Here is a 24,398-nt window from a genome sequence, read left to right on the forward strand (position 1 = left end):
ACACGGCCGCCGCCTTCGGCATCCGCGAGGTTCAATTCTCCGAAGGCGTGAGCGCCCGCGAGGACGACACCCGGGCGGCCTGGCTGGTGCAGTTCACCCTGTCCGAAAAGCTGTCGAACCCGGAGAAAGTCGAGAAGCGCCGCGCCGGCAATGGCGTCAGCGCGCAATCGGCCCCCGGGCAAGGCGTAGGAGGCGAAGGCGGCGGCGAAGCTGGCCAGGAGCTGAGCGGCTTTGAATCGGTATTGAAAAAGGTGGATGACTACCTGGGGGGCAAATCGTGAAACTGCACAAGGTGCTGACCATCGGCGGCAAGCCTTACGACCTGGTTAAGGACGAGGTACGGCTGGATGCCAAGAGCCCGGGCCGCGCCACCTTCACCGTCCAGGCCGGGGCGCCGGTCAAAGGTCTGGTGACGTTCGATATTGGTTACAACGAGCGCACGCTGCAGCGTCACTTCATCGGTTACGTGGAGCGATCGACTGCAGTCAACGGTGTGCAGCAGATCCTAGTCTGCCGCGAGCTGGCGGCGATCCTGGCCAACCCGCTGCCGCTGAACCTGCGGCACGTCGACCTGCGGGGCGTCCTGGCGGCGATCGGCAGCAAGACCGGGCTGCGCTTCCGGGTGCCGGAAAAGCCCTATGCCCAGACCAAGGCCCCGTTCTTCTACAGCCTGGCCAGCGGTTACTTGGCCATGGACAGCCTGGCTCAGGTGTTCAGCATCCCCGACTTTATCTGGCAGCAACAGGGCGACGGCGAGGTGTTCGTGGGCAGTTGGGCGGATAGCTTCTTCGGTACCCGCGCACCGCTGCAACTGCCCGTCGAGCTGTTCGACGGCTACCAGGGCAATCAGAGCGCCATGATCGCGGTTCTTCCAGGACTGCGCCCGGGCGCCACCTTCAACCAGGGCGAGCGGGTCACCAGCGTGACGCTCGCCGGCAATCAGATGGCCATCAAATGGAAGACGCAATCCGCCGCAGCGTAGAGCGGCAATTCCCAGAACTCACCGGCGGTTATCACCTGCCACGCTTCGGCCGTGTGGTCGCGGTGCCGGATGCGCCGGCGGCGCCCGGGCTCTGCGACGACTTCCGGCCGCGCTATGGCGTCGACGTCCAGGTACTGCTGCCCGATGGCGAACCGGATCCGGATCTGCCGATCCTGGCGGGCCTGCCGCTGCCGGCGCCCATGGGCGGCCAAGAGGCCGGCATGTTTGGCTTTCCCGAGGAAAACACCACGGTGGTGGTGTGCTTCGCCTATGGGTTGCCGCACAAGCCGTTTATCCAGCAGATCCTGCCGCACGGCCTGAGCCTGCCCCGGGTGCCGAAAGGTGATCAGGTGTGGCAGCACAGCGAGGCCTGCCAGCAGCGGGTCGATGCCGACGGCAACTGGCTGCGCCAGACCGATGGAAAGATCCAGGACAAGGCGATCGAGCGCGAAGTGGAAGCCCTGGACAACGCCGAGCGCTTCCAGAATCACACCAGGACGGTGGACGACCATTCGACCGAGTCAGTGGGAGGGGTCAAGAAGATCGAGGCCATGGGCGCGCTCAAGCTGCTGTCGGGCGGGTCCGCCAGCCTGGCGGCCGTGGATGATCTGCACCAGGCCACCGGCCGCGACTTGAACCTGGTGGTGGGGCAGAAGCTCAATGCCACGGTGGGCGGTGACCTGCAGGAGCAGATCCAGGGGCTGCGCAGGAGCGTGAGCGGGATCAGCCAGCGATTGCAGGCGCCCAAAACTTGGCTCGGGTCAGAATCGGTCAACGTGCTGCAGGTGCTATGCGACCTGCTCGACCTGGTCGAGCAGATGAACGCCCAGCTGGCGAGCCACACTCATGGCCCAACGCCTCCGCCAAGTAACGCGCCGGCATTCGCAGGGAATTCCGTTAAAGCGCAACAACTGTCGGGAGCACTCAAAAAAATCACACAGTAATTCGGCCTTTCATGTTTGCTGTTGACGATCAATTAGATTTTGTCCCATATCCAATTAATTGCTTTCAGCAGCGAAAAGCCAATGGTGCCAGCAATTACGCTAATAATACTAAGAGCCAACCCGGCAATTAAAAGCTCCCACGTAGTGAAAAGGTGTTGAAACTTCTCGATATATCCGCGTCGATTTCTAATATCGAAAAATAGCCACCATCGCATTCGAAGTGAATCAAAAGTGCCTGGGCGCGCCAATACGCTTTCAAATCTGTTGAATGCAAGAAATGGTGGTATGAGGGAAGCTAGCCAGTCGTATGTGAGATCATCAGAGTTGTAAGTATTCCTGTACAAAATAGGCTCCTTTCTTTTCTCCTCAAGATTGGTTACAGGGTGCTTAAAATAAACCTGTATCAATCCACCTGCTGGTGAGAAGTGAACTATTAACTCCGCTCCTGATTCAAAGTAATGAGTCTCCTCCTCGCTGCCATCCTTCTTGCGAACTAGCACGCCTTCACCAGTTTTTTCTATTCCAAATCGAAGATGCACTGACGTGGCTCCTAAGATGAAAGAGCCAATAGCACGTGGATGAGGCGACCATTCGGGTTCTGTAACATTTAAGTGAATTCCGTCTTTACTGGCTTCGTCCGAAAATGCGCGAAAGACCTCAACGGCTCGCTGAGCGTGTATAGGCCAATTCAAGATCATTCGATCTTTTCGAAGTTCGTTTGCCTTTCTCTTGCGATACTCTTTTTTCCAAATCTGCTCTAGATTCATACTTAACCACTATCCGCAAAAGTTATGTGCGAGACCATTCTGATTGATGCCCTCGGGAGGCTTCAATAGATAAAGCTCGATTATGAGAAATGTCACGGTAAGCCGTTACATACAGTTGAGCGTCATCTGTGAGCAAAAAATCTATTCGAGATAGGAAGGATGCAGTGTGCCTTCTGGCGATGTCAGCGCGATGCTCGATAGTGAAAATTCAGGACTGAGGAAAAATCTGTCCGAAAAAGCACTTATCCCCCTCCCGCCGACGGGCTTTGTGTCCGTTTTTTGTGCAAACCCCATGGGTGGTGCAATCGAGGTCCCAGCCCAGGCCCGCTAAGGGGTCTGTGGGGCGTTCGGCACTTGCACGGTGTGCAAGGTTTTGCAGAGAAATGTTATGCGCTTGCGCGGCGTGCTGCGGCGCCCTGGCCCAGGCAGCAATTCTGGAAGCCCCGGCCCGCCTGAGCGAAAAGCTGAAAAGCAGCAGAAGACTGCAATTTTCAAAATCGGAACGATTCCGAATGCTGTTGACCTGGTCGGATTCGCTCAGCTCATAACGAGACGCTGGAAGCTAAGCGGGCTATGGTCTGTAGCCCAATCATTGACCCCGCGAGGATTGCACAGCGCGTCATTGGGCTGCGACCAACAGCACCTGGCGCCCTATCTCGCCTGCTAGCGTCCACAAAGTGTCCACACCCGTTCAATATACCCACCTCCAATAAACTCAAATATCCCTTTAAATATTGGCCATAGCTGCAGTAAGCCAGTGATTACAGGCGCTTTATGAGGGCTCATAATCCTTTGGTCCACGGTTCAAGTCCGTGTGGGCCCACCACATTCAAAGCCGCGCATTGCGCGGCTTTTTCATGCCTTGCGATCTCTGTGATCCACGCCGAGGTATTAAACCGCCACCTTAAATCCCGCTCGCAAGTCATCGTCATATCCATGTCCAAGCAGGACAAAAGACGTAGAGACGTCTTTCGCGATGACAAAAGGATTTATCAATGGTTGAGATCACACGCCGATCACTGGTGGGGCTCGCAACAGCCCTGCCGCTGCTGTCATTGCCTGGATGGAGCCAGGCCGCCGAGCCCACCCCGCTACCAATCCTGCCTTCCTCCGACGATGCCCTGATCAACTTCAACGAAAGCCCCTGGGGGCCCTCTCGAAACGCCCACCATGCGATGCAACAAGGCATCGCCCTCAGTGGCCGCTATCCCTACAAGACTCAGTACCGCCTCAACGCGCTCTTCGCCCGGCAACAGGGCATTCCCGAAGATCACGTACAAAGTTTCTGCGGCTCCAAGGCCGCGCTGCAGCACGCGGTGATGGCTTTTACCCAGAACGGCAGCCTGGTGATGGCCAGCCCTTCCTATGAAGCGCCCAGAGAGGCCGCCGAAAGCCGGAAGGTCCAAGTGCACGAAGTCCCCCTCGACACCGATCACCGCCACAATCTGCCAGCCATGCTCGCTGTCGACCGCAGCCCCGGGCTGATCTACCTGTGCAATCCGAACAACCCCACCGGCACCCTGACGCCCCGCAAAGACATCGAGCAAGCCCTGGCACGAAAGCCCGAGGGAACGGTGCTGGTGATCGACGAGGCCTATATCGACTTCTCCGAAGCCGATACCTGCATTCCCCTGGTCAAGCAGCAGCCGGAACTGCTGGTGCTGCGGACCTTTTCCAAGATCTACGGCATGGCCGGTGCACGGCTGGGCTTCGCCGTGGGCCAACCCGCGCTGCTCAAGCGTCTGGAAATCTTCGGCGGTTACAACGTGCCGGCCGCCTCGACTCTGTTGGGGGGCATCGCCAGCCTTGAAGAGTCGGGGCTGCTTGCCGAGCGCAAACGACACAACAATCAACTGCGCGACGAAACCATCGCCTGGCTGCAAGAGCGCGGTTTCACCTGCACCGCCTCACAGGCCAATTGCTTCATGATCGACGTTCGGCGCCCCGCCCAGGAGATCGTCGATGCCCTGGCCGCGCAGCATGTGAAAATCGGTCGGGTCTGGAATGGATGGCCGAACTGGGCCAGAGTCAGCGTCGGTTCCGAACAGGACATGCAGCGTTTTCGCCAAGCCTTCGCCCAGGTCACCCAGGGCTGAAGAGCATGTCCTTCAGCAATGAAAAAGCCGCGCAGTGCGCGGCTTTTTCATGCTTGGGTGCTTCAGTGATTACCGGGGTAACGCATAGGCAATCACGTAGTCGCCACGGTCCGTCGACTGACGAGCCCCACCCGCCGTAAGCAGGATGTACTGGCGCCCGGTCTTGGGCGACACATAAGTCATGGGTCCGGACTGGCTGCCCACTGGCAAACGTGCCTTCCAGATCTCATTGCCGTTACCGGTATCAAACGCCCGCAGGTAGAAGTCCTGGGTGCCGGCGAAGAACAGCAAGCCGGATTGGGTCGCCAGGGAAGCGCCCAGCGTCGGCATGCCGATTGGAATCGGCAAGTGCATGCGGATCCCCAGCGGACCAGTGTCCTGCACCGTGCCAACCGGCACCTGCCACACCAGTTTCTTGGTCTTCAGGTCGATGGCCGACATGGTACCGAACGGCGGCTTCTGGCAAGGAATGCCGGCAGCCGAGAGGAAGCGCTGGCGCATGGCGCCGAACGGCGTGCCTTCCTGAGGCACCACACCCATTTCGATGCCACTGGCACCGGCTGCGATCTGGTCCCGAGGGATCATGTAGTTGGCCAGCCCCAGGCGCATGTCGTTGACGAACATGTAGTTGCTGGTGGGGTCCAGCGACACGCTGCCCCAGTTCATGCCACCCAGGGAACCCGGGAATTGCAACGCATGATCCAGGCCCGGCGGGGTGTACACACCCTCATGGCGCATGCCCTTGAACTGGATGCGGCACATCAGTTGGTCGAACGGCGTGGCGCCCCACATATCGGATTCGCTCAAAGTCTGGTTGCCGATCGAAGGCATCTCCACCGAGAACGGCTGGGTCGGCGAATAACGCTCACCCGGGACATTGCCCTGAGGCACCGGACGCTCCTCCACCCGCGCGATGGGTTTTCCGGTCTCGCGGTTGAGCAGGAAGATCTCACCCTGCTTGGTGACTTGCGCCAGTGCCGGTTGTACGCCGCCCTTGTCGTCCGCAATGTCGTACAGCAACGGTTGCGCTGGCAGGTCGAAATCCCAGAGATCATGGTGGGTGGTCTGGAAATGCCAGCGCACCTGACCAGTCTCCACATCGAGGGCGACGATCGAGGAGTTCCACTTGTCATCGAACTCGGTGCGCTGACCGCCAAAGAAGTCCGGAGTAGCGTTACCGGTAGGCAGGTACACCAGGCCCAGCTTGGCGTCATAGGACATCGCTGACCAGACGTTCGGGGTGCCGCGGGTATAGGTCTCACCCGCAGGAGGACGCTTGGTGGTGTTGGGGTTGCCCGGATCCCAGGCCCACATCAGTTCGCCGCTGCGCACGTCATAGGCGCGCACTACGCCCGGAGGTTCGCCAGTGGAGAAGTTGTCCGCCACACGACCGCCGACTATCACTACAGTCCCCGCCACCAGGGGGGTCGAAGTCTGCTGGTAGTAACCCGGCTTGATCTCGCCCATATCGGTTTTCAGGTCGACGGTGCCCTTTACCCCGAACTCTTCACAGGGCTTGCCGGTTTCAGCATTGATCGCGATCAGTCGCGCATCGCCGGTCGGCAAGAACAGGCGCTTGGAGCAGGCAGCCGGGGCTGCTGAAGATTCGACGACAGGGGCTGCAGAGACATCGAAATAGCCCAGGCCACGGCAACGCTGCCAGTTGGGCGCATAACCTTGTGGATCGAACTTCCAGCGCTCGGCGCCAGTGTCGGCGTCCAGGGCAAACACTTTGCCGTAGGCGGTGCAGGTGTAAACCGTGTCACCGATCTGCAACGGCGTGTTCTGGTCTTCCGCACCCGCTCCGGTGCTTTCAGGGATATCGCCGGTGCGGAAGGTCCAGGCCACCTGCAGTTTGTCGATATTGCCTTTGTTGATCTGGTCCAGCGCGGCGAAACGGTTGCCCGCGGTGGTATTGCCCCAGTGGGCCCAATCCTTTTGCTCAGTGCCCAGAGCCACCGGTTGGAGAGCCGGCACGCTAGCCGCCTTGACCACATGGGTCGGCACGAACATATAGGCCAGGGTGGCCACTACGCCGATCCCCAAAAGCCCCGCCAATCCATAAGCGCCGCGCCCCGCACGGGCGCCGGAGGCACGCACCAGAGCCGGGTAGATCAGCGCCACCACCAGGCCAATCACGGCGAAGGTCAGTACCCGGGAGACCAATGGCCAATACTCCAGGCCCGCGTCCCAAACCGCCCAGATGGCTGTCAGCACCAAGGCCACGGCATATAGCCAGGCGCCACGCGGCTTACGCCGAGCGATCAACCACCCGGAAACCAGCATCGCCAGGCCCATCAACAGGAAGTAGGCACTGCCTCCCAAGCTGACGAGGTAGCCCCCGCCGCCGGCAAGGCCCAGCCCGATCAAGGCAATCAGGCTGCCCAACCCCGCGAGCAACCATTTGCTGCCCCCGGCAGCCCCAGTGTTTTTCATCGTGAAATCTCTCCCATCTGTAAAACCAGATCGCGAGAATGTACTAACTAGTTACTTATGACAACTTGTCGCAGGCTATTTGTTTCAAAAAAATTCATCTTCGGGTAAGAGCCGTCGCCGGCTCAGCCATCACACAGGGAGCGGAAGCGATGGTCTGCGCGAGGCTGTAACATGTCCGCTCCTCGATAGCCGTGCTGGAGCCCACCTTGTCCGATAGCCGCCCTCCTGTTCTTGACGAAGTCGATCGTCAGTTGATCGCCGCGCTGCAGATCAACGCTCGCGAAAGCGTGGCAATGCTGGCCAGGCAATTGGGCATTGCCCGCACCACCGTCACCTCGCGCCTGGCGCGCCTGGAGAAGACCCGGGTCATCACCGGCTACGGTGTACGCCTGGGTCAACGGGTGGTCGATGGCGGCTTGCAGGCCTATGTAGGGATCAAGGTCCAGCCCCGCTCCGGCAAGGAAGTACTACGCCGCCTGAGTGGCATGGCCCAGGTTCAGCAACTGTGTGCGGTCAGCGGCGAATTCGACTACGTGGCCTGGCTGCGCACTGACTCGCCGGAACAACTGGACCAGTTGCTGGACCAGATCGGCAGCGTCGACGGTGTGGAGAAGACCACCACATCGATCATCCTCAGCAGCAAGATTGATCGCGGGCATGCGCTGTGAGATCACCACGCAAACAGTTCGTCGATTCGCCAAACGAATTCGTCATATTGATAAATAACAACGCATAACGACGACAGATTGCGTCTTATCTACGTGTTTCACCCTCTCTAGAATGGCTACCATCTTTTCCTATACTCAGCACTCTGCTGAGCCGCCCGCCAAGGTCAGCCATGAACAAGAACAATCGCCATCCTGCAGACGGTAAAAAGCCGATCACCATTTTCGGCCCGGACTTCCCTTTTGCCTTCGACGACTGGATCGAGCATCCCGCCGGTCTAGGCAGTATTCCCGAAGCGCAGCATGGCACCGAGGTGGCGATTGTCGGTGCCGGTATCGCCGGGCTGGTGGCGGCCTACGAGCTGATGAAGCTGGGTCTCAAGCCGGTGGTCTACGAAGCATCGAAGATGGGTGGCCGCCTGCGCTCCCAGGCCTTCGAAGGCGCCGAGGGGATCATTGCCGAGTTGGGCGGCATGCGTTTCCCAGTGTCATCCACGGCCTTCTATCACTATGTCGACAAGCTCGGCCTGCAGACCAAACCCTTTCCCAACCCGCTGACCCCGGCTTCTGGCAGCACGGTCATCGACCTCGAAGGCCAGACTCACTACGCACAGAAGCTCGCCGACCTGCCCGCCCTGTTCCAGGAAGTTGCCGACGCCTGGGCCGATGCCCTGGAGGACGGCTCGCGCTTCGGCGAGATCCAGCAGGCCATCCGTGACCGCGATGTACCGCGCCTCAAGGAACTGTGGAACACCTTGGTGCCGTTGTGGGATGACCGCACGTTCTACGACTTCGTCGCCACCTCGAAGGCCTTCGCCAAGCTCTCGTTCCATCATCGCGAAGTGTTCGGCCAGGTGGGCTTCGGCACCGGCGGCTGGGATTCCGACTTCCCCAACTCGATGCTGGAAATCTTCCGCGTAGTGATGACCAACTGCGACGACCACCAGCACCTGGTGGTGGGCGGAGTCGAGCAAGTGCCCCTGGGCATCTGGCGCCATGTGCCGGAGCGTTGCGCCCACTGGCCAGCCGGCACCAGCCTCAGCTCACTGCACCACGGCGCACCGCGCACTGGGGTCAAGCGCATTGCCCGGGCTGCCGATGGCCGCTTCAGCGTCACCGACAATTGGGGTGACACTCGGGAATACGCCGCAGTGCTGACCACTTGCCAGAGCTGGCTGTTGACCACCCAGATCGAATGCGAGGAATCGCTGTTCTCGCAGAAGATGTGGATGGCCCTGGACCGCACCCGCTACATGCAATCGTCGAAGACCTTCGTTATGGTCGACCGCCCGTTCTGGAAGGACAAGGACCCGGAAACCGGCCGCGACCTGATGAGCATGACCCTCACCGATCGCCTGACCCGCGGCACCTACCTGTTCGACAACGGCGACGACAAGCCGGGAGTGATCTGCCTGTCATACTCGTGGATGAGCGACGCCTTGAAGATGCTTCCACAGCCAGTGGAAAAGCGCGTGAAACTGGCCCTGGACGCGCTGAAGAAGATCTACCCGAAGGTGGATATCGCCAGCCGCATCATCGGCGACCCGATCACCGTATCCTGGGAGGCCGATCCGCACTTCCTCGGCGCATTCAAGGGCGCGCTGCCGGGCCACTACCGCTACAACCAGCGGATGTATGCGCACTTCATGCAAGAGCAGATGCCCGCCGAACAGCGGGGCATCTTCATCGCCGGTGACGATGTGTCCTGGACTCCAGCCTGGGTCGAGGGCGCAGTGCAGACTTCACTCAACGCCGTATGGGGAATCATGAAACATTTCGGCGGTGCCACTCACGCCGAGAACCCGGGGCCGGGGGATGTATTCCATGAGATCGGGCCGATTGCTCTGGCTGATTGAAGCCTGAAGCCGGGGCGGTGCTTGCGAACGCAGGAGGCCCCGGCGGGGCTTACAGACCGAACCCGGCCCGGGCCGGCGACATCGGCTACAGTGGTGGCCGGTTCCGCAACTGAGAGGAGTAAAGGCCATGCGTGTCGCCTTGTATCAGTGTCCGCCACTGCCGCTGGATGTGACCGGTAATCTGCAACGCTTGCATCAGGTAGCCATGGAAGCCACCGATGCTGATCTGCTGGTGCTGCCGGAGATGTTCCTCAGTGGCTACAACATCGGTGTCGAAGCGGTCGGTGCTCTGGCGCAAGCCCAGGATGGCCCTTCGGCCCAGCGCATTGCCGCCATTGCACAAGCCGCCGGCACAGCGATTCTCTACGGCTACCCGGAGCGCGGCGCCGATGGCCAGATCTACAACGCTGTGCAGTTGATCGACGCCAATGGCCAGCGCTTGTGCAACTACCGCAAGACCCACCTGTTCGGTGACCTCGACCACTCGATGTTCAGCGCCGGTGACAATGACTTCCCAGTGGTCGAACTCGACGGCTGGAAACTCGGCTTTCTGATCTGCTACGACATCGAGTTTCCGGAGAACGCCCGGCGCCTGGCACTGGCGGGGGCCGAGCTGATTCTGGTGCCGACGGCGAACATGATTCCCTATGACTTCGTCGCCGATGTGACGATTCGTGCCCGGGCTTTCGAGAACCAGTGCTACGTGGCGTACGCCAACTACTGCGGACGGGAAGAGCAGATCCGCTATTGCGGCCAAAGCAGCATCGCCGCTCCCGACGGGAGCCGAATTGCCCTGGCCGGGCTCGACGAGGCCTTGATCATCGGCACTCTGGAGCGCCCGTTGATGGCTGAATCCCGGCGGCTCAACCGCTATCTCGCCGATCGCCGCCCCGAGCTTTACGACGACCTGAGCAAGCGCTGATCCCGGGATATCCGCTAGCATGAGCGCTTCTCTGTCTTGGAAGTGCTCATGCCCGCGCTGAACCATCCTTTACCTCACTTGGAAACCCTGGCCAACGGCCTGCAGGTTTCCCTGCGTCATGCTCCCCATTTAAAGCGCTGTGCGGCTGTGCTGCGGGTAGCTGCCGGCAGCCACGATGTGCCTCTGGCCTGGCCGGGCCTGGCGCACTTTCTTGAGCATCTGCTGTTTCTCGGTACCGAACGCTTTCCCGCCGAACAGGGGTTGATGGCCTATGTGCGCACCCAGGGCGGGCAGTTGAACGCCAAGACCTGCGAGCGCAGCACCGAGTTCTTTTTCGAACTGCCGGTTGCCGCCTTTGCCGGTGGCCTGGAACGCCTGTGTGACATGCTCGCCCGTCCGCGCATGCACCTGGAGGATCAGCTCCGGGAGCGAGAAGTCCTGCACGCAGAGTTCATTGCCTGGTCCCGGGATGCCACCGCGCAACGCCAGTTCGCGCTGTTCAATGGCCTGTCCGCCGCGCACCCGTTGCGCGCCTTTCACGCCGGCAACCGCTACAGCTTGAACCTGCCCAACAGCAGCTTTCAGGAGGCACTGCAGCAGTTCTATCGTGATTTCTACCAGACCGGGCAAATGACCCTGAGCCTTGCCGGACCGCAGCCGCTGGAAGAGCTGCGCGCCCTAGCCGAACGCTACGGTGCCGACTTGCCGAGCGGCCAGCGCCTTGCACAGAACCCGCCACCCGCCCTGCTGACAACGGGCTCGCAGAGTTATCAACAGGTCGATGCACAACGCCTGGATCTGCTGCTCACCCTCGAACAGCTGCCAGAAGGTGCAGCATCGGCGCTGGACTTTCTTTGCACCTGGCTGCAATCCGCCAAGCCCGGAGGACTGCTCGCCGAGCTCCAGCAACGCCGACTGGCCCACAGCCTGAAAGCGCAACCGCTGTATCAGTTTTCCGGGCAAGCCCTGCTGCACCTGGAGTTCGGCCTGGGTAATGAGGATCTGGCAACACCGGCCCAGGTCCACACATTGCTGATGGAGTGGCTGGGGTTCTTCAGCGCCCAGGCCGATTGGCCAGAATTGCGTGAAGAATATGCCTTGCTGCAACAACGCCAGCGCCTGGTCAGCAGCGCCCTGGCACTGGCACGGCGGGACAGCCAACAGGCAGCCGATGAGCTGGATGAACAAGGACTAGCTGCTCTCAAGGCTCTGCTCAAGCAGTTGCAGCCCCGGGCTGTGGATAACTTCAGCAGTGTCTGGAGCCTGCCCTCTGCCAATCCCTTCCTGCGCAGCACGACCGAAGCGCCCAGGGCCGGACTGATTCGCGGGCAGACCAGCGCTCACCGAGGCTTGCGTAGCTTTGCCCAGGATCGCTCCCGAGGCCGCAAAGAAAACTCGGCACTGAACTTCAGCCAGGCACTGCCCGTGGACGGTTCCGCAGGGGCACTGATTTTGCGCTGGCGCCTGGCAGCGCCTGCACCGGCCGGCCTGCACAGCCGATTACTCGATAGTCTGGAGCCATTGAGTCGCGATGCTCGTCAAGCAGGTGTGGAGCTGAGTTTCTCCACCTGCAGTGAGGACTGGCTGCTGAAACTGAGCGGCCTGCATCAACCCATGCTTGCTGTGCTGCAACAGGCCCTGAAGACCTTGGGCTGCCCAGCGGAGTCATTCTGGCAGCACAGCGCAATCGCGACAGGCAAGGCATCATTGATGCCCATCCGACAGTTGCTCAAAACCTTCAGCGAACAGCCACTGGCCGCCAGCCCGGCAACTCCCGGTCCGCAGACACTGCAAGCGCTGTGGGCCAAGGCCCGCTGGGATGGGCTAGCCCTGGGGCTACCGTCCAGCACCCAAGAAACCCTCAGCCGGGCGCTGCATCACATGCCAGGTACCGCAGACGCCAGCCTCTGCCAACCGTCACCAACGGACGCCAGCTACCGCTGGCAAGCGTTGCCCGGGGAGTCCAGTGAGCAGGCCCTGCTGCTGTTCTGCCCGACAGCCACCCGCACTCTTGCAGATGAAGCAGCCTGGCGCCTGCTGGGCCAACTCTGCCAGACGCCTTTCTATCAGCGTTTGCGCGTCGAATTGCAGTTGGGTTATGCCGTGTTCAGCGCAATCCGCCAGCGTAATGGCCAGACCGGCCTGCTGCTCGGCGTACAGTCACCCAGCGCAACGCTCGCGGAAATACTTCAGCACCTTGAGGAATACCTGCAACGCCTGCCAGAACAGCTCCAGATGCTCACCGAGCACGCCTGGAACGATCAGCGACAGGCTCTGGTCCGGCAGTTTCACCCTGAGGAGCTACCCTTGGAGCAAGCGGCAGAGCTGCTGTGGCAAGCAAAGCTGGCTGGCCGGCCGTCGGATTACCTGCAACAGTTGCAAGCCTGCATCGACGCCCTTACACCTGCGGCCATGGTCCAGGCCGCCAGGGGCCTGAAAAGCGCTACAGGTGGCTGGCAGGCTCTGGCCAACGGCCCTTGCCCGGGTTCGCCATGGCAAGCGGCGGAATGATCATTACCAACGCTGCAATGAGCTTTCTTTAGAATTGCGGGCAACCTGCAGCGGGAATTTAGTAAGATAGGCCCCTAAGCATCTGAACATCTCCCGCCGGAGGTGGACTATATGTATAGGCAACACCCGTCCCACCCACCTCAAAGGAGCATTTTTATGACTTGGTCCAAACCTGCCTACACCGACCTGCGTATCGGCTTCGAAGTCACCATGTACTTCGCCAGCCGCTGATTTCTGCCTCTGGCCAGAAAACGCAGCGCAACGCCTCGGCCCGTCCGGGGCGTTTTTATTTTCAGTTCTCCACCTTTTTAAGTCGTCACCCCAGGGAGCATCCATGTTCGTCCAGATTCTAGGTTCCGCCGCCGGCGGTGGTTTTCCGCAGTGGAACTGCAACTGCGTGAACTGCGCAGGGTTTCGCGACGGCAGCCTGCGGGCCCAGGCGCGTACCCAATCGTCCATAGCGATTTCCGATGATGGCGTGAACTGGGTGTTGTGCAACGCCTCCCCGGACATCCGCGCCCAACTGCAGAGCTTCGCCCCCATGCAACCGGGCCGCGCACTGCGAGACACCGGGATCGGCGCGATCATTCTCATGGACAGCCAGATTGATCACACCACTGGCCTGCTCAGCCTGCGCGAAGGCTGCCCGCATCAGGTCTGGTGCACCGACATGGTCCATGAAGACCTGAGCACCGGGTTCCCACTGTTCAAGATGCTCAGCCACTGGAACGGCGGCCTGAACTGGAACCGCATCGAACTCGACCAGAGCTTCAGCGTTCCTGCCTGCCCCAATCTGCGCTTCACTCCACTGCCCCTGCGCAGTGCCGCACCGCCCTATTCGCCCCATCGCTTCGACCCACATCCGGGGGACAATATCGGCCTGATCGTCGAGGACCTGCGCAGCGGCGGTAAGCTCTTCTACGCACCAGGACTGGGCAAGGTAGACGCGGCCTTGCTGGAAATCATGGCCGCCAGCGACTGCCTGCTGCTGGATGGCACCTTGTGGGAAGACGATGAAATGCAGCGCCGTGGCGTCGGCACTCGCACTGGCCGGGAAATGGGCCACCTGGCCCAGAACGGAGCGGGTGGCATGCTTGAAGTGCTGGAGCAGCTACCTCGCCAGCGCAAGGTGCTGATCCACATCAACAACACCAACCCGATCCTCGATGAAGACTCCGCCGAACGTGCCGAACTGGTACGCCGAAAGGTGGAAGTGGCTTACGACGGAATGAGTATTGAGCTGTAGGCCGGATCGCCCACAAGCTCGACCGCAGAATCTTGGGGCCATTTGCGTAGGAGCGGGCTTGCCCGCAAAGAGGCCCAAGCACCCGGAGAATCAACATGACTGATATCCCCCTGTCCCCCGCCGAATTCGAGCAGGCACTGCGCGCCAAAGGCGCCTACTACCACATCCATCACCCCTATCACGTGGCGATGTATGAAGGCAGGGCGACCCGCGAACAGATCCAGGGCTGGGTCGCCAACCGCTTCTACTATCAGGTGAATATCCCCATGAAGGACGCGGCGATCCTCGCCAACTGTCCGGACCGGGAAGTTCGTCGCGAGTGGATTCAGCGCCTGCTGGATCATGATGGCGCCCCGGGCGAAGACGGCGGCATCGAAGCCTGGCTGCGCCTGGGCCAGGCCGTGGGCCTGGACCCGGACCAGCTGCGCTCCCAGGAACTGGTGCTGCCCGGCGTGCGCTTTGCCGTGGACGCCTACGTCAACTTCGCCCGCCGGGCCAGTTGGCAGGAGGCCGCCAGCAGTTCCTTGACCGAACTGTTCGCCCCTCAGATCCACCAGTCGCGCCTGGACAGCTGGCCCCAGCACTACCCCTGGATCGACCCGACCGGCTACGAGTACTTCCGCACCCGTCTGGGCCAGGCCCGTCGCGATGTGGAGCACGGCCTGGCCATCACCCTGCAGCACTACACCACCCGTGCGGGCCAGGAACGCATGCTGGAAATTCTCCAGTTCAAACTGGACATCCTTTGGAGCATGCTCGACGCCATGAGCATGGCCTATGAATTGAACCGCCCGCCCTATCACAGCGTCACCGATCAGCGGGTTTGGCATAAGGGAATCACCCTATGAGTTTCGACCGCAGCAAAACACCACGCTGGCGTCCCGGCTACCGCTTCCAGTACGAACCGGCGCAGAAAGGCCACGTGCTGCTGTACCCGGAAGGCATGATCAAACTCAATGACAGCGCCGCGCTGATTGGCGGCCTGATCGATGGCGAGCGCAACGTGGCAGCAGTCATCGCTGAGCTGGAGCTCCAGTTCCCGGGGGTGCCCGAGCTCGGTGACGATATCGAGCAGTTCATGGAGGTCGCCCGTGCTCAACACTGGATCGAACTCGGCTGAGTCGGCGCCAGTACCGAGCAAGCCGGAAGTCGGCCTGCCGCTGTGGTTGCTGGCCGAGCTGACCTATCGTTGTCCGCTGCAATGCCCGTATTGCTCCAATCCCCTGGATTTCGCCGAGCAGGGCAAGGAGCTGAGCACCGAACAGTGGATCAAGGTGTTCCGCGAAGCGCGGGAGATGGGCGCGGCGCAACTGGGCTTCTCCGGCGGCGAGCCACTGGTGCGCCAGGACCTTGCCGAACTGATCGGCGAGGCACGCCAGCTGGGGTTCTATACCAACCTGATCACCTCGGGCATCGGCCTGACCGAGCAGAAAATCAGCGACTTCAAGAAAGCCGGCCTGGACCACATCCAGATCAGCTTCCAGGCCAGCGACGAACAGGTGAACAACCTGCTGGCCGGCTCGAAAAAAGCCTTCGCCCAGAAGCTGGAGATGGCCCGCGCAGTCAAGGCCCACGGCTATCCGATGGTGCTGAACTTCGTCACCCATCGGCACAACATCGACAAGATCGACCGCATCATCGAGCTGTGCATTGCCCTGGAAGCCGACTTCGTCGAACTCGCCACCTGCCAGTTCTATGGCTGGGCCCAGCTCAATCGCCTCGGTCTGTTGCCGACCAAGGAACAACTGGTCCGCGCTGAACGGATCACCAACGAGTACCGCGCCAAGCTGGAAGCCCAAGGGCATCCGTGCAAGCTGATTTTCGTCACCCCGGACTACTACGAAGAACGCCCCAAAGCCTGCATGAACGGCTGGGGCAGCATCTTCCTCACCGTGACCCCGGACGGCACCGCCCTGCCCTGCCACGGCGCGCGGCAGATGCCGGTGCAATTTCCCAATGTGCGCGACCACAGCATGCAGCACATCTGGTACGACTCCTTCGGCTTCAACCGCTTTCGCGGGTACGACTGGATGCCGGAGCCTTGCCGCTCCTGCGACGAAAAGGAAAAGGACTTCGGTGGCTGTCGCTGCCAGGCCTTCATGCTCACCGGGGATGCCAGCAACGCCGACCCGGTGTGCAGTAAATCGGAACACCACGGGATGGTTCTCAAGGCCCGTGAAGAATCCGAAACCGCCACCCAAACCATTGAACAACTGGCCTTCCGCAATGAACGAAACTCACGCCTCATCGCCAAGGGCTGAGCCCTTCAGCGCCAGCCAAGCCACAGCATCCGGGGTCGATTTTGCCGAGCTGCAACTGACGGCCAATGGCGTGTTCTGGAATGAATACCGCCCCACAGATGCCAGTTGCCGAATCTGGCATTGGCAGGAAGGCCAGGCCCAATGCCTGACGCCGTCGGGTTTCAGCGTGCGCAGCCGGGTTTACGAATACGGTGGCGGCGCCTTTTGCCTCAGCAATGACATGCTGCTGTTCGTCAACGAAGCGGACCAGCAACTGTATCGGCAGCCCCTGGCAGGCGGCGCTCCTGTGGCCCTGACCCAAGGCGACTGCCGCTACGGGGATCTGCACTATCACGCCGGCCAGGTCTTGGCCGTCGAAGAATGCGCCAGCGAACATCGCCTGGTGGCCATCGACATAGAAACCGGGCGCCGCAATCTACTCGCCGCCGGGGCCGACTTCTATGCAGCCCCAACCCTGAGCCCCGATGGCCAACGCCTGGCCTGGATCGAATGGGACCGCCCCCATCAACCCTGGACCAGCACCCGCCTGATGCTCGCCGAACGCCTGACCAATGGCTCCTGGGGCGACCCTCGTTGCCTGGCGGGAGAAGGCCAGGAAGAGTCGCTGCAACAGCCGCGCTTCGATCATCACAATCGGCTCTACTGCCTCAGCGATCGCCAGGGTTTCTGGCAACCATGGGCCGAGTCAGATAGCGGTTTACGACCACTGCCCTGCGCTGCTGCGGATCATGCGCCGGCGCCCTGGCAACTGGGCGGCTGCACTTGGATGCCCCTGGGTGGCGACGCCTGGTTGGCCAGTTGGAGCGAGGAAGGTTTTGGCCGCCTCGGACTGCGCAATGACGATGGTTCACTGCAGGACTTCACCGGTAGCTACAGCCGCTTTCGCAGCCTGGCGCTGGATCAGCGCTACCTGTATTGCATCGCGGCCTCCCCTGTCAGTCCCTCGGCAGTCATCGCCATCGAACGCAAAACACAGCAGGTTCACGTGCTGGCGGGTGGCATCGCGCCGTTACCGGCGGAACGCATCAGTCGTCCGCAAACCCTGCGCTATCCCAGCGGCGGAGGACAGGCCCACGGATTCTTCTATCCGGCCATGAACGGTGTCAACAGACCACCACTGGTGGTGTTCATCCACGGCGGTCCGACGTCTGCCTGCTACCCGATGCTCGACCCGCGTATCCAGTTCTGGACCCAACGCGGCTTTGCCGTCGCCGATCTGAACTACCGGGGCAGCAGTGGTTATGGCCGGGCTTATCGGCAAGCACTGCACCTGCGCTGGGGTGAAGTGGACGTGGAAGATGCCTGCGCGGTGGTGGCTTACCTTGACGAACAGGGGTTGGTCGACCCACAGCAGGCGTTCATCCGAGGTGGCAGCGCGGGGGGCTACACCACCCTTTGCGCCCTGGCCTTCGCCAAGGTCTTTTGTGCCGGCGCCAGCCTCTATGGGGTCAGCGATCCCATTGCCCTGGCGCGGGCCACCCACAAGTTCGAGGGTGATTACCTGGACTGGCTGATCGGCGATCCTCAGCAAGACAGAGAGCGCTACCATGCTCGTACACCGCTGCTGCATGCCGGAAATATCAGCGTGCCCGTGGTGTTTTTCCAGGGCGAACTGGACGCGGTGGTGGTGCCCGAGCAAACCCGCGACATGCTCAAGGCGCTGCAAGACCAGGGCATCGCCGCCGAGGCCCATTACTATCCGGATGAGCGTCATGGCTTTCGCAAGGCCAGCAACCAGGCCCACGCGTTGGAGCAGGAATGGCGGTTTTATCAAAAGGTACTGCAAGCCCAGCGCTGACCCATGCCATGCCCGCTCCGCTGGAGCGGGCAGCTTCAGGATCAGCGTTTAGCGTTTAGCGTTTAGCGATGATGTACACCGCATGCACAATGCCAGGGATGTACCCGCACAGAGTCAGGAGGATGTTGAGCCAGAAGGCACCGCCGAAGCCTACTTGCAGAAAGACGCCCAAGGGCGGCAAGAGAATGGCGAAGATAATACGGATCAAGTCCATGGTGCAGCTCCTGATAGCAGTCGGCTCGGGTGAGCCTTACTTGCAATCGACCCTGGGCCCACGCCAGGGTTCAGAGCAATCACTGCCTGCCCCAGGCAAGCGCCTCAATGCCGTGTTTCTGCTCAAGGACGCAGACAAAAAAACGCCCCATGCGAAAAATCGGACACAGGGCGATGCGTTATACCGCGAGACGGTTCAGGAATTCAGTCAACGTAAAGTCGGATGTGGCCCTGACAAGTAATCCAGGACACGGAACAGGGTTGGTGCCAGGCCACTGCAATGGGGGATCCCGGCGAGAATCGCTTGCGGGTCTTCAACACTATCGGGTTTTGCACTGTGCTCAGCGTTCAACCAGCCTTGAGGACGAGTCTGCAAAAGCGCCTCGATGCTCTGCAGGTCGCTCTGCAATAGGCACTGCAGGGCAATGGCCCGCTCCTGCCAGATAAATCCCTGATGAACACAGGCTGCCGAGCGATAAAGCGGCAATGCGCCCTTGGGCAAGTCGAAGCTTTCGCCATGCCAATGAAAAGCCATCAAGCGCTCCGGCAGTGCCAGCCCGAGAGGCGAGTCTTGGGCATTCGGGTACTTTTCCACCGGCCACCAACCGATCTCGCGGGTGGCGCTGGGACGGACTTGCGCCCCCAGTACCTGCGCCAGGAGCTGGCCTCCCAGGCCAATGCCCAGCACTCGCTTACCCGCAGACAAGGCCTTGCGCAGCAGACGTTTTTCCGCCACCAGCCAGGGAGTCTGTGCCTCGTCATGCACACTCATCGGGCCGCCCAGAGCGATCAGCAGGTCAAAGCTGTCAAGCCGAGGCAGGCGGGCCTGTGCATACAGGTGACAGATGTGCACGGCACTCGCCCGTTCCAGCAACCACTGGTTGATCCGGCCCGGGCCTGCAGCGGACGAATGCTGCAGGATCAGCACGCGCATCAGACGGCCACTCCCTTGCGACATTGCAATTGAGCGGTACGCACCCGGGAGAAGGCCCGAGCCAAGCGCAGGAGCATCTCGTCAATATTGCCCTTGCTGACACTCAGTGCCGGAGTGAAGCGCAGGCAGTCCGGTTGCGGGGCATTGAGCAACAACCCCTCATGCAAGGCCGCCTTGAGCACCGCCGCTGCCGAGTCGTCCGCCAGGGTCATGCCCCAGAGCAGGCCGTGACCACGGACCTGGCCCTGTGCATAGCGGCTCGCCAGGCGAGTCAGTTCCTGACCCAGGTACTGCCCATTGGTGCGTACCTGCCGCAGAAAACCGTGCTCCTGCAGACTGTCCAGCACCGCCAGGCCGGCCGAGGTCATCAAGGCGTTGCCGTGGTGCGTACCGTCCAACTCGCCATGTTCGAAACAACAGGCCTTGCCCCGTGCCAGCAGCGCCGCCAATGGCACGCCGCCGCCAAGCCCCTTGCCCAAGGCAATGATATCGGCGCGTACGCCATACAACTGCTCAGCCAGCAGGGTGCCACAACGGCCTGCACCGGTCTGGACCTCATCAAGGATCAACAGAATGCCCAGCTCCCGGCACAGGCGCTCGACCCCTTTGAGATAGTGCTCAGTCGCCGGAATGACCCCTGCTTCGCCCTGGATCGGTTCCAGCATGATCGCCACCGTTTGCGCATCTACCGCCGCATGCAAAGCCGGCAGATCGTTGAACGGCACTTGGCTGAAGCCAGGCAACTGAGGTTCGAAACGGTTACCCGGGGCGCCGTCGCCGGCCGCTGACAGCGCCGCAAAGCCGCGACCATGGCAACTGCGGCTGGCAGTGATGATCCCTGCCGCGCCACCGCGGTGCAGTTGGCCCCATTTGCGCGCCAGCTTGATCGCCGCCTCGCAGGCTTCGCTGCCGCTGCTCAACAGATAAGCCTGGTCGCTGCCAGTGTTGCGGCACAACCGATCGGCGAGCTTGAGCATTCCACGGTTATAGAAACCCGAACCGGGGTTGATCAGCGACTGGGCCTGGGCGGTGATGGCACTGACCAGAACCGAAGGACTGTGACCAAGGCTGTTAGCGGCCCCGGCCTGAGTGAAGTCCAGGTAGGTACGGTCATCACTGTCCCACAGCCAGGAGCCCTGACCACGCACGAACACCGGCTGGGGACGCTGCACACTGAGCATCAGACGCTCACTGGAGAAAGGGACATCCGAGATGGTCGCATAAGGCTCGACAGCCAAATCATCCAGGCTCGGCGGGGAGCGGCGCGAACTGAACAGATTCATGCTCGCCGGGTCTCCAGACACACCTGCTCTTTACCCAGACCGTGGGTCGAGAGATTTTCTCCTGCAGCCGGCCCGCAGCGTCCGAACTGTGGATCATTTTTGCGCAAGTAGGCGGAGTGTTCGTCGCGATAGTGCTGCAGTGCTCGTTCAAGGGCAGTGTGAAAGCGTGGATCACGACGTTCGCCGCCACCCAGGCCTTGAGCACATAACCAGAGACGGTTTGCAACCAGGGGGTTGTCGGTTTCACAGACCAAACCTTGGCCAACATTTATTGCCTTGCCTATGTAAACGCCATCGACATTACCGCTATTCATCGCGCTTCCCGGCCCTGTAAGCCTTGTGAATAGGCGGTAGACTAGGCGTCCTGCGGGCTTCAAGCCATTTCGATTTTTAAGCTTTTTCGATAAGAAATACTTATGGATTTTAAGCAACTGCGTTATTTCGTCGCGGTGTATGAAGAAGGCCATGTGGGCCGCGCCGCAGAGCGCCTCTCAATCTCACAACCGGCGCTCTCCCAGCAGATCCGCCAGTTGGAGCAGAACCTCGACGTCAGCCTGTTTGAACGCAGCAGCAAGCGCCTGCTGCCAACCCTCGCCGCCCATACGCTGTACAACCACGCCCTGCCTCTGCTCGACGGTTTGCAACAGGCCCGTGAGGCCCTGGGCAACTTCAAGGGCCAGGCATTACGGACTCTAGCCATTGGTGTGCTGCAAACGGTGCACTCCGGCCTGGTGCCGCAAATGCTCGAGCGTGTGCGCAAGGCCCAACCACACCTGGTGGTGCAGATCTATGAGCTGACCGGGCTGGAAATCGAACGACGCTTACTCAATGGTTCACTGGACATCGGCATCAGCTACCTGCCGCCTCGCCAGCCGGGACTACATGGCGTACCGCTGTACGAAGACGAACTGACCTTGGTCATTCCCGAACAACATCCGCTACGCGAATTCAAGAAAGTGTCCATGAGCCAGGCGGCGGAGTTACCGATGCTGCTGTTGGGCGAGGAGTTTCAGATCCGTCAGATCTGGCAGGCACAACTGGCCAGTCTGGGACGACGCCCGCAGGTGCAGGCGGAATTGAACAATATGGCCGGTATTCTCGACAGCCTGCCCCACACGCGGCTGGCAACCGTACTCCCCGGCCGCTCACAACAGCAGCACAGCAACAAGGAGTTGCTGTGGAAACCATTGAGTGAGCCCAGGGTGCCGCTGAAAGTCGGGTTGGTCTGTCGAGATCTGCAGCGTCAGCACGGGACGCTGGAATTACTGCGAACTTTATTGGAGGACTCGATGAATACCCAGGATGGGCGCCTGGGTGGCACTGCAGTGCCGGAAACACTGGGTTGAAGTCGCTGAAATAAAAAGTCCGGAAAAAAGAAAACCCCGCCGAAGCGGGGTTTTGCAGACTGTTTCCCTGACATCCTTTTCACTCCGCCATCCTGGCAGAATCCTACGTGTCCGTGTTGTTGCTTTGCGCTTCCTGCGCGACGTCCATGTGAAGTAGATTAGCCTCAGCCGTCATCTACCGATATGGACGATCAGCAGCTCGTTATGTAAGAGATTACTTACAAACTCCCTTATTCATTAAAACTGCTCCGCCTGCAGCAAGAACAGCGACTCGCTACCCGCTTTTACCGAAGCCGTCAGGGAGTGAATGCGCGGCAGTAGACGAGCGAAGTAGAAACGCGCAGTCCCCAGTTTACTGGCATAAAAGTCCTCAGCCTGCTCCTTGCCCAGCGCGGCCTTGGCCATCAGCGCCCACATGTAGGCATAAGCCGTATAGCCAAAGACCTGCAGATATTCCACTGAAGCCGCGCCAATCTCGTTGGGGTTGGCAGTCGTCCTGTCCAGCAGCCAGGCCGTCAGTTCGTCCAGATTCTGCAGGGCCGCGCTCAAGGGGCGAGTGAACTCCTCTAGCTGAGCATCGGCGGTCGCGGTGAAGTGGCGAATCTCGTCGGCGAACACGGAATAGAGCGCACCGCCGCTACCAACAATCTTGCGTCCGACCAGGTCCAAGGCCTGAATGCCGTTGGTGCCTTCATAGATTTGGGTGATCCGCACGTCGCGAACCAGTTGTTCCTGACCCCACTCACGGATGTAGCCGTGGCCACCGAAAACCTGCTGGCCATGAATCGTGGTTTCCAAACCCAGGTCGGTTAGAAATGCCTTGGCCACCGGAGTCAACAAGGCCACCAGGCTTTCCGCACGTTTGCGAGTCTCAGTGTCTTCGCTGAACTTGGCAGTATCCAGTTGCATCGCCACATAAGTGGAGAAGGCTCGCCCCCCCTCGTTGGCAGCCTTCATGGTCAGCAGCATGCGCCGCACGTCCGGGTGCACGATGATCGGATCGGCGACCTTGTCCTTGGCTTTTGGTCCAGTCGGCGAACGGCTCTGCAGACGATCACGGGCGTATTCAACCGCGTTCTGATAGGAACGTTCACCCGTGGCCAGGCCCTGGATACCCACACCCAGGCGCTCGTAGTTCATCATGGTGAACATCGCCGCCAACCCTTTGTTCGGCTCCCCCACCAGGTAGCCAATGGCCTGGTCAAAGTTCATCACGCAGGTGGACGAAGCCTGGATGCCCATCTTGTGTTCGATCGAACCGCAACTCACCGGGTTGCGCTCACCCAGACTGCCATCGGCATTGACCATCAACTTGGGCACCAGGAACAGGGAGATTCCCTTTGGACCCGCCGGCGCATCCGGCAGCTTGGCCAGCACCAGGTGAATGATGTTTTCCGTAAGGTCGTGTTCGCCGCCAGTAATGAAGATCTTGGTCCCGCTGATAGCAAAGGAGCCATCCGCCTGAGGCTCGGCCTTGGTACGGATGATCCCCAGATCAGTACCGGCATGGGGTTCGGTCAGGCACATGGAGCCGGCCCAGACACCGGTGTACATGTTCGGCAGGTAGGTGGCTTTCAGTTCTTCGCTAGCGTGCGCGTTGATCGACAGGCAGGCACCGGCGGTCAGCATCGGATACAGGCCGAAAGCCAGGCTCGCCGAATTGACCATTTCCTCGACCTGAGCCGACACCGCCTTGGGCATGCCCATGCCACCGAACTCGGGATCGCCGCCCACGCCGACCCAGCCACCTTCGGCATAAGTCTGATAGGCCTGTGGAAAGCCCTCTGGGGTGGTCACCACGGTGTTGTTCCAGTGGCAACCTTCCTCGTCGGCGCTGCGGCTCAGCGGGGCGATACTTCTGGCGGTGACTTTGCCAGCCTCTTGCAGAATCGCCTCGACGGTCTCGGCATCCACTGTCTCAGCCAAAGCCGGCAACTGGGCCCAAAGCTTGGCGACCTCGAAAACTTCATTGAGGACGAAGCGCATATCGCGCAGGGGGGCTTTGTAGTCAGCCATGGCAAACCTCGCAAGATCTAAACAAGTGGGCCGAAACAGGCCCATTACGAAAAACCGAGTGTACCCGAACAACTTTTGCGACACATAGGGTCAACTAGTGACCTTTTTGTTATTTTTAGTCA

Annotated in this window: 21 protein-coding genes and 1 pseudogene; 15 read left to right on the forward strand and 7 right to left on the reverse strand. The window is 60.7% G+C overall.

Annotation, left to right across the window (positions count from 1 at the left end; genetic code table 11):
- The 3 genes and pseudogenes from GV818_RS30650 to GV818_RS30660 all read left to right on the forward strand — a co-directional run.
- Positions 1–281: pseudogene (locus GV818_RS30650) on the forward strand (DNA-binding protein); the annotation flags it as partial.
- Entirely contained in the window at positions 278–982 is a 705-nt protein-coding gene (locus GV818_RS30655) for a hypothetical protein (protein ID WP_161778373.1), read from the forward strand. The pseudogene GV818_RS30650 and the gene GV818_RS30655, both read left to right, overlap by 4 nt.
- Positions 955–1,926, forward strand: coding sequence for a hypothetical protein (locus tag GV818_RS30660; RefSeq protein WP_161778374.1), 972 nt, complete (start codon positions 955–957; stop codon positions 1,924–1,926). The genes GV818_RS30655 and GV818_RS30660 overlap by 28 nt, the downstream gene beginning before the upstream one ends.
- 32 nt (positions 1,927–1,958) lie before the next feature.
- Here GV818_RS30660 and GV818_RS30665 read toward each other — a convergent pair whose 3' ends face one another.
- Positions 1,959–2,693, reverse strand: a complete 735-nt coding sequence (locus GV818_RS30665; RefSeq protein WP_161778375.1) for a hypothetical protein — start codon at positions 2,691–2,693, stop codon at positions 1,959–1,961.
- A 995-nt stretch (positions 2,694–3,688) separates the two neighbouring features.
- Between GV818_RS30665 and ptaA the strand changes: the two genes are divergently transcribed.
- Positions 3,689–4,789 (forward strand): pyoverdine biosynthesis transaminase PtaA, encoded by a 1,101-nt coding sequence (gene ptaA / locus GV818_RS30670; RefSeq protein ID WP_161778376.1) that lies wholly within the window; start codon positions 3,689–3,691, stop codon positions 4,787–4,789.
- 69 nt (positions 4,790–4,858) lie between these two features.
- Here the strand turns inward: ptaA and GV818_RS30675 are convergent, their stop codons facing one another.
- On the reverse strand, positions 4,859–7,225 hold the full coding sequence (locus tag GV818_RS30675) for a glucose/quinate/shikimate family membrane-bound PQQ-dependent dehydrogenase (protein WP_161778377.1): 2,367 nt from the start codon (positions 7,223–7,225) through the stop codon (positions 4,859–4,861).
- Between the two features lie 206 nt (positions 7,226–7,431).
- On the opposite strand from GV818_RS30675, the gene GV818_RS30680 reads away from it, so the two are divergent.
- The 10 genes from GV818_RS30680 (at position 7,432) to GV818_RS30725 (ending at position 18,484) form a co-directional block, all read left to right on the forward strand.
- Positions 7,432–7,893: an Lrp/AsnC family transcriptional regulator gene (locus tag GV818_RS30680; protein WP_011063845.1), complete on the forward strand. Its 462-nt coding sequence runs from the start codon at positions 7,432–7,434 to the stop codon at positions 7,891–7,893.
- A 170-nt stretch (positions 7,894–8,063) separates the two neighbouring features.
- A complete protein-coding gene (locus GV818_RS30685) occupies positions 8,064–9,746 on the forward strand; it encodes a flavin monoamine oxidase family protein (RefSeq protein WP_161758482.1) in 1,683 nt (560 codons plus the stop codon).
- A 127-nt stretch (positions 9,747–9,873) separates the two neighbouring features.
- Positions 9,874–10,668 (forward strand): carbon-nitrogen hydrolase family protein, encoded by a 795-nt coding sequence (locus GV818_RS30690; RefSeq protein ID WP_161758483.1) that lies wholly within the window; start codon positions 9,874–9,876, stop codon positions 10,666–10,668.
- A 48-nt stretch (positions 10,669–10,716) separates the two neighbouring features.
- On the forward strand, positions 10,717–13,179 hold the full coding sequence (pqqF, locus tag GV818_RS30695; RefSeq protein ID WP_161778378.1) for a pyrroloquinoline quinone biosynthesis protein PqqF: 2,463 nt from the start codon (positions 10,717–10,719) through the stop codon (positions 13,177–13,179).
- Positions 13,180–13,335: 156 nt separating this feature from the next.
- The gene (gene pqqA, locus GV818_RS30700) at positions 13,336–13,410 is read left to right on the forward strand and encodes a pyrroloquinoline quinone precursor peptide PqqA (RefSeq protein ID WP_003194766.1); all 75 of its coding nucleotides are present in this window, start codon (positions 13,336–13,338) and stop codon (positions 13,408–13,410) included.
- Between the two features lie 103 nt (positions 13,411–13,513).
- Positions 13,514–14,425, forward strand: a complete 912-nt coding sequence (gene pqqB, locus GV818_RS30705) for a pyrroloquinoline quinone biosynthesis protein PqqB (protein ID WP_161758485.1) — start codon at positions 13,514–13,516, stop codon at positions 14,423–14,425.
- A 95-nt stretch (positions 14,426–14,520) separates the two neighbouring features.
- The gene (gene pqqC / locus GV818_RS30710; protein WP_161778379.1) at positions 14,521–15,273 is read left to right on the forward strand and encodes a pyrroloquinoline-quinone synthase PqqC; all 753 of its coding nucleotides are present in this window, start codon (positions 14,521–14,523) and stop codon (positions 15,271–15,273) included.
- Positions 15,270–15,545 carry a pyrroloquinoline quinone biosynthesis peptide chaperone PqqD gene (gene pqqD, locus GV818_RS30715; RefSeq protein WP_161778380.1) on the forward strand — a complete coding sequence of 92 codons (276 nt, stop codon included), beginning with the start codon at positions 15,270–15,272 and terminating at the stop codon, positions 15,543–15,545. The genes pqqC and pqqD overlap by 4 nt, the downstream gene beginning before the upstream one ends.
- Positions 15,517–16,686, forward strand: coding sequence for a pyrroloquinoline quinone biosynthesis protein PqqE (gene pqqE, locus GV818_RS30720; protein ID WP_161778381.1), 1,170 nt, complete (start codon positions 15,517–15,519; stop codon positions 16,684–16,686). Before pqqD ends, pqqE begins: the two co-directional genes overlap by 29 nt.
- Positions 16,652–18,484, forward strand: coding sequence for a S9 family peptidase (locus tag GV818_RS30725; protein WP_161778382.1), 1,833 nt, complete (start codon positions 16,652–16,654; stop codon positions 18,482–18,484). The genes pqqE and GV818_RS30725 overlap by 35 nt, the downstream gene beginning before the upstream one ends.
- A 55-nt stretch (positions 18,485–18,539) precedes the next feature.
- On the opposite strand, the gene GV818_RS30730 is transcribed toward GV818_RS30725, so the two are convergent.
- From GV818_RS30730 to GV818_RS30745, 4 genes are all read right to left on the reverse strand, one after another.
- Positions 18,540–18,698: a YqaE/Pmp3 family membrane protein gene (locus GV818_RS30730; RefSeq protein ID WP_011063854.1), complete on the reverse strand. Its 159-nt coding sequence runs from the start codon at positions 18,696–18,698 to the stop codon at positions 18,540–18,542.
- Positions 18,699–18,905: 207 nt separating this feature from the next.
- The gene (locus GV818_RS30735; protein ID WP_161778383.1) at positions 18,906–19,631 is read right to left on the reverse strand and encodes a type 1 glutamine amidotransferase; all 726 of its coding nucleotides are present in this window, start codon (positions 19,629–19,631) and stop codon (positions 18,906–18,908) included.
- A complete protein-coding gene (locus GV818_RS30740) occupies positions 19,631–20,914 on the reverse strand; it encodes an aspartate aminotransferase family protein (protein WP_161778384.1) in 1,284 nt (427 codons plus the stop codon). The genes GV818_RS30735 and GV818_RS30740 overlap by 1 nt, the downstream gene beginning before the upstream one ends.
- The gene (locus GV818_RS30745) at positions 20,911–21,228 is read right to left on the reverse strand and encodes a hypothetical protein (RefSeq protein ID WP_161778385.1); all 318 of its coding nucleotides are present in this window, start codon (positions 21,226–21,228) and stop codon (positions 20,911–20,913) included. The genes GV818_RS30740 and GV818_RS30745 overlap by 4 nt, the downstream gene beginning before the upstream one ends.
- 102 nt (positions 21,229–21,330) lie before the next feature.
- On the opposite strand from GV818_RS30745, the gene GV818_RS30750 reads away from it, so the two are divergent.
- The gene (locus tag GV818_RS30750; RefSeq protein ID WP_161778386.1) at positions 21,331–22,260 is read left to right on the forward strand and encodes a LysR family transcriptional regulator; all 930 of its coding nucleotides are present in this window, start codon (positions 21,331–21,333) and stop codon (positions 22,258–22,260) included.
- A 237-nt stretch (positions 22,261–22,497) separates the two neighbouring features.
- Here the strand turns inward: GV818_RS30750 and GV818_RS30755 are convergent, their stop codons facing one another.
- Positions 22,498–24,276, reverse strand: coding sequence for an acyl-CoA dehydrogenase C-terminal domain-containing protein (locus tag GV818_RS30755; protein WP_161778387.1), 1,779 nt, complete (start codon positions 24,274–24,276; stop codon positions 22,498–22,500).
- Between the last annotated feature and the right edge of the window lie 122 nt (positions 24,277–24,398).

The sequence above is a fragment of the Pseudomonas sp. Fl4BN1 genome, from assembly GCF_009908285.1.
GTDB lineage: Bacteria > Pseudomonadota > Gammaproteobacteria > Pseudomonadales > Pseudomonadaceae > Aquipseudomonas.